Here is a 5,244-nt window from a genome sequence, read left to right on the forward strand (position 1 = left end):
CAAGGCCGCTTGTGTCTTGATGGGGGATTAGAATCTGGAGTGAGAGCGGTGAATGGCAAGCTGAATGCCGTAGGTGCCTTGAGCACGTGTGGGAGCACAAGCTGCCATTCACCGTTCCACTTTGGCGAGAGCCCGAACAGTTGGATGCGGCTCTGATCTCGAATCACAAGCGTGGGCCAAGCCAAAGTCCTCTCACTGTGTTGAGTTTAGGAGGTTTTGGTGATGGCTTCCTTCTTGGGTATCGATGTTTCCAGTCTCTCCCTTGATGCTGCGGTGCGGCCACAGGGCATCAAAATGCATTTAAGCAATGATCCCACAGGCTTTGAGGCGCTACTGGAGAGCCTTCGCAAGCTCAGTATCAAGCGCGTCCTGTTAGAGGCGACGGGTGGCTACGAGCGAGATGTCATGCGTTTTCTACAGGACGCTGGCTACAAGGTCATACGCGTTAATCCCAGGCGAGCCAGGTCATTCGCTGACTCTCTAGGCATCAAGGCCAAGACTGACGCCATCGACGCCGAGGTTCTGGCGCACTATGCCGAAGTCATTCCAGATCAACCCTCCCTGCGAATCAGCCCCGAACGAGCGCTTCTGCGAGAGTTGCTTCAGCAACGTGATCGGTTGGTTCAACAGCGAGATGACGACCTGCGGCGCCTGAAGCAGGTGCAATCGACTGCAGTTGCTAACTACCTGAATGCCAACCTGAAACACTTCAAAGCGCAGATCAAACTGGTTGAGCGTGAGATCGAACAGCAAACCGCGATGCTGAACGACGAACGGGTTACCCAACTGATTAAAGTGAAAGGCATTGGGATGGTGACAGCGGGCAAGCTAGTAGCGCTGCTGCCGGAGCTGGGTCGGGTTGAATCCAGAGAAATTGCCTCCCTGGTCGGAGTGGCGCCCTTCAACCACGACAGTGGGAAATTCATGGGCAAGCGCTCTATCTCTGGCGGACGATTTGCGGTCAGGCGATCGCTGTACATGGCATGCCTTGTGGCGATGAGATACAACCCAGCACTCAAGGCTCGTTATCAGTCACTGCGGGAGCGCGGAAAACTTCCCAAAGTCGCTATCGTGGCCTGCATGAGAACGTTCATCGTGCGGTTAAATGCCATGCTCAGAACGGGTACATCATGGCTCGATCTAGTGCTACCGCAGCCTGAAAGTACAACGTAAATCCAGAACGCAGCGTGAGCCGCGTGGAAGCGGGCTTGCCCGCGAAGCCAACACCGTGGTGGATGGCACGGGCTTCGCCCGTGTTCGCGGGCAAGCCCGCTCCCACAGGGAAGGCGCCAGCTTTTAGAAATTGAGCAAGACAGTTGCTCCCACAGGGAATTGCGTCCACCCTTGTGGGAGCGGCCTTGTGTCGCGATTGGGCCGCAACGCGGCCCCGATGGTTCTTAGATCCAGGTGCTGAACCAGGACAGCAGCAGCGCCATCGCCAGGCACGAAAAGCCCAGGATGTAGAAGTATTTCGGCACCCGAAGGTCGAAAGCGTCCACTACCCCCTCGTCTACTGCCATGTACTCGCGGGTTTCGGCCTCGCGCCGCCGCGCACTGTGCAGCAGCAAACCGCCCGGGCAGGTCAGCAGCAGCGCCAGCAGGTTGATCAGCTTGGTGGGATGGGCGGCCAGGAACCCCCAGAGCACTTGCAAGGACATCACGCAACCTCGGTGTGAGCAGTGGCAAAGGCCAGCATTCTACCCAAGTCACACCGTGGCGCCCGGCCTTGGCGACAAACTGTCGTTAAATTTCATCTGTCATCCGCTCGTCATCAATACAGGCGACCCTGTCGACCTTTTGATGACCCGGAGCTTTTTCATGTTGCACGCCGAAAACCAGGACCGCCTCTACCTCGTTGCCCAGAGCGATGAACAACAGGCGCTGATCGATGGTTTTGCCATCAATGTGCAGGACCGCCAGTGGCTGGTCTACTGTGCGCTTGGCGGACATGTGCATGAGGACTTGCCCGAAGTGGATGCAGGCACAGGGTTCAGCTTGCTGGATTTCCACATAGAAGCGGCGTAAATCTGTGCCATCCAGACAACAAAAAACCCGCTGCCTGTCACTCAGGCAGCGGGTTTTCTGACACAACCTGAAGCTTACTGACCCAGCACCTGCCCGATGCTCGGGTCCTTGAACAGGCGGGTCAGGGCATCGCTCAGCACATCGCCCACCAGCTGGGTGTTGGTGTCCTGATTCGGCGCCATGCCGAAACGCTGGTCCAGCGAAGCGCCATAACGGCCGCTGTAACGGCGGCCGCCATTGGTCACATCAGCGCGGAAGGTGGCGCCGATGGTGGCCTCGGTCACGTAAAGGTTGTCTTTCGGCGACTGGTACTTCAGCTCGGCCAGGGTGACGGTCAGCTGCGGCGCATTGTAGGCGTTCGGGGTCGGGGTGAAGCCGAGCAGGCGCACAGCAGCTTCAGCCTGAGCCTGCAGCTTGGGCACCACGTCATTACCGCTGACACTGATGGTGCTGGTCTCGGGGTACATGCCACCGCGGGTACCCAGGGACGGCGAAGGCCGGCCATCAACTACCCGGACCACCACCGGCTGGCCATGGCCGACCGGGGCCAGCTGGGCCTTGAGCGTGGGTTGCGGGTTGAGTTGTTGCGGGCTGTGGGCACAACCGACCAGGCTAAGGCTGGCCACGGCGATCAAACCGAACAACAGACGTTGCAACATGCGCGTTTCTCCAGAAAATGCGGCAAAGGCCCACAGTATACCTAGCCAGGCACAGACCAGTCATCGGCCCGGCCCGCTTGTCACAATCGTTTCATCGCCACACCCTTATCCTTGCGCCAAGCCCTAACGCAAAGGACTCGCCGCCATGACCTCGCTCTGGACTCAGCTCTTCAAACGGCCGCGTCACAACGCTTATGCCCGCCTTGACGCTGATGGCAAATGCCTGGCCTTCAAGCAATGCAGCCAGGCACCACGGGGCATCGACTGGGTGCAGATCAGCGAAATTCAGCTGGCCTGGCTGGGCCGCGAGCTGCCCATCGAAGCCCGGGTTTGCGCCCGCGCAAACCGCCGTTGGCACCAGCGCCTCCTCGCTGCCTGACAAACGCTGCAATAAAAACCACGAATGGCGACATTTCTGCCCGCGACATCGCTATAATCTCCCCCCGATTATAAGGACGTCTCCTGATCGGGCCCCGCATTCGCCGATTGACCCCGGCAACTTCACCGCCTCGCCCACAGAGAGCCTTCCACTCAGGTCTTGCATCGGCTGTCGTGCCTGCTTTTTCCGGCCCTTCACACTGCATGAACCTGCGGGTTGCCATCGCGCAGTCCCCTTTTGAGGTTCACGTCTCCAAAAGAGCGTGAAAAAACGGTTTTCACAACTTCACAAGAGTGTGGCGAGCAAATGAACAGTCTGGCATGTGCAAAAGCGGCAGATGTGTCCCGAACAGCCCTGAACAGGCGGCAGATGCGCTCATCCCGTATGAGTGTCTGAACCGTTCCATAACGCACGCACGACACCTTGACCATAAGTCGAATTGCCGCACCTGTGGCAAACGGCGTTCAATACACGAACCCGAAGACTGATTGGCGGTGTCCGCGGAAGTTGCAAGAACTGCGAAAAGTCGGACATGGCGACCCTGGCAAACCCAGGTCCTATGCTGTCAATTAGGTAGCTGTAGATTGTGGAGACGCGTTAAATGGCGCAGAACGAATCGGTTGATGTGGTACTGGTAGGCGCGGGCATCATGAGTGCCACCCTGGCCGTACTGCTCAAGGAGCTTGACCCGACCCTGAAGCTTGAGGTCGTCGAGGCGATGGACTCCGGGGCCGCGGAAAGCTCCAACCCCTGGAACAACGCAGGCACCGGCCACGCCGGCCTGTGCGAGCTGAACTATACGCCGCAGGCCGCCGATGGCAGCATCGACATCAAGAAGGCCGTGCACATCAACACCCAGTTCGAGGTTTCGCGCCAGTTCTGGGCCTACCTGAGCAAGAAGGGCAACTTCGGCTCGGCGCGTGCCTTCATCAACCCTGTCCCGCACCTGAGCTATGTCGAGGGTGACAAGGGTGTTTCCTTCCTCAAGAAGCGCTTCGAGCTGCTCAAGCAGCACCACGCCTTCGCCGAGATGGAATACACCGAAGACAAGGCCGTGATGAACGACTGGATGCCGCTGATGATGCCTGGCCGCCCGGCCGACCAGCACATCGCCGCTACCCGCGTGGCCAAAGGCACCGACGTCAACTTCGGCGCACTGACCAACAAGCTGCTCAAGCTGCTGGGCGACTCGCCGGACGCGCAGGTCAAGTACAGCAAGAAGGTTGTCGGCCTGCGCCGTAACGGCAGCGGCTGGACCGTGAGCATCAAGGACGTCAACAGCGGCGGCAGCCGTGAAGTCGACGCCCGCTTCGTCTTCCTCGGCGCCGGTGGCGCGGCCCTGCCGCTGCTGCAGTTGTCCGGCATCCCGGAAAGCAAAGGTTTCGGCGGCTTCCCTGTCAGCGGCCAGTGGCTGCGTTGCGACAACCCGGAAATCGTCAAGCAGCACCAGGCCAAGGTCTACAGCCAGGCCGCTGTCGGCGCCCCGCCGATGTCGGTACCGCACCTGGACACCCGCGTCGTGGACGGCAAGACTTCGCTGCTGTTCGGCCCGTACGCCGGTTTCACTACCAAGTTCCTCAAGCACGGCTCGCTGATGGACCTGCCGCTGTCGGTGCGCATGGGCAACATCGGCCCGATGCTGGCCGTGGCCCGCGACAACATGGACCTGACCAAGTACCTGGTCAGCGAAGTGATGCAGTCGATGGAGCAGCGTCTGGAAGCCCTGCGTCGTTTCTATCCGCAGGCCAAGGCCGAAGACTGGCGCCTGGAAGTGGCGGGTCAGCGCGTGCAAATCATCAAGAAAGACCCGAAAAAAGGCGGCGTGCTGCAGTTCGGTACCGAGCTGGTCTCGGCCCAGGACGGCAGCCTGGCTGCACTGCTCGGCGCATCGCCGGGTGCTTCGGTAACCGTATCGATCATGCTGGAACTGATCGAGCGCTGCTTCCCCGAGCAGGCCAAGGGTGCCTGGGCTGCCAAGCTCAAGGAAATCTTCCCGGCTCGCGAGAAGACCCTGGCAACCGATGCTGCGCTGTACCACAAGATCAGTGCCGATAACGACGCGGCCCTGGACCTGGCAGAAAGCAGCCCGGCGGCCAAGCATTACGCCTAAGCCGGCCTGAAACGCAAAAACGCCCCTCGGGGCGTTTTTTTGTGCCTGGCGCTTGATCAGCCTGTACCGGC

6 protein-coding genes are annotated in these 5,244 nt (G+C 59.9%); 4 read left to right on the top strand and 2 right to left on the bottom strand.

Annotated features, from left to right (window positions below; translation table 11 throughout):
* Positions 1–222: 222 nt before the first annotated feature.
* Entirely contained in the window at positions 223–1,173 is a 951-nt protein-coding gene (locus ACTJJN_RS23530) for an IS110 family transposase (RefSeq protein ID WP_004577666.1), read from the top strand.
* A 224-nt stretch (positions 1,174–1,397) separates the two neighbouring features.
* On the opposite strand, the gene ACTJJN_RS23535 is transcribed toward ACTJJN_RS23530, so the two are convergent.
* Positions 1,398–1,658 (bottom strand): hypothetical protein, encoded by a 261-nt coding sequence (locus ACTJJN_RS23535; protein ID WP_014859511.1) that lies wholly within the window; start codon positions 1,656–1,658, stop codon positions 1,398–1,400.
* 160 nt (positions 1,659–1,818) lie between these two features.
* Here ACTJJN_RS23535 and ACTJJN_RS23540 point away from each other — a divergent pair, with 160 nt between their 5' ends.
* Positions 1,819–2,025, top strand: a complete 207-nt coding sequence (locus tag ACTJJN_RS23540) for a hypothetical protein (protein ID WP_003247353.1) — start codon at positions 1,819–1,821, stop codon at positions 2,023–2,025.
* 74 nt (positions 2,026–2,099) lie between these two features.
* Here ACTJJN_RS23540 and ACTJJN_RS23545 read toward each other — a convergent pair whose 3' ends face one another.
* The gene (locus ACTJJN_RS23545) at positions 2,100–2,684 is read right to left on the bottom strand and encodes a YajG family lipoprotein (protein WP_003247354.1); all 585 of its coding nucleotides are present in this window, start codon (positions 2,682–2,684) and stop codon (positions 2,100–2,102) included.
* A gap of 145 nt (positions 2,685–2,829) precedes the next feature.
* Here ACTJJN_RS23545 and ACTJJN_RS23550 point away from each other — a divergent pair, with 145 nt between their 5' ends.
* Together ACTJJN_RS23550 and mqo are read left to right on the top strand one after the other, a co-directional pair.
* A complete protein-coding gene (locus ACTJJN_RS23550; RefSeq protein WP_440781661.1) occupies positions 2,830–3,063 on the top strand; it encodes a hypothetical protein in 234 nt (77 codons plus the stop codon).
* Positions 3,064–3,664: 601 nt separating this feature from the next.
* Entirely contained in the window at positions 3,665–5,173 is a 1,509-nt protein-coding gene (gene mqo, locus ACTJJN_RS23555) for a malate dehydrogenase (quinone) (RefSeq protein ID WP_003247357.1), read from the top strand.
* Positions 5,174–5,244 lie beyond the last annotated feature (71 nt).

It is taken from the genome of Pseudomonas sp. 22515 (assembly GCF_052044625.1).
Classification (GTDB): domain Bacteria; phylum Pseudomonadota; class Gammaproteobacteria; order Pseudomonadales; family Pseudomonadaceae; genus Aquipseudomonas; species Aquipseudomonas alloputida.

What these genes read in the sequence shown, in the direction of transcription:
- ACTJJN_RS23530 (WP_004577666.1), top strand. Translation starts at nt 223, where the DNA reads ATGGCTTCCTTCTTGGGTATCGATGTTTCCAGTCTCTCCCTTGATGCT.
- ACTJJN_RS23535 (WP_014859511.1), bottom strand. Translation starts at nt 1,658, where the DNA reads ATGTCCTTGCAAGTGCTCTGGGGGTTCCTGGCCGCCCATCCCACCAAG.
- ACTJJN_RS23540 (WP_003247353.1), top strand. Translation starts at nt 1,819, where the DNA reads ATGTTGCACGCCGAAAACCAGGACCGCCTCTACCTCGTTGCCCAGAGC.
- ACTJJN_RS23545 (WP_003247354.1), bottom strand. Translation starts at nt 2,684, where the DNA reads ATGTTGCAACGTCTGTTGTTCGGTTTGATCGCCGTGGCCAGCCTTAGC.
- ACTJJN_RS23550 (WP_440781661.1), top strand. Translation starts at nt 2,830, where the DNA reads ATGACCTCGCTCTGGACTCAGCTCTTCAAACGGCCGCGTCACAACGCT.
- mqo (WP_003247357.1), top strand. Translation starts at nt 3,665, where the DNA reads ATGGCGCAGAACGAATCGGTTGATGTGGTACTGGTAGGCGCGGGCATC.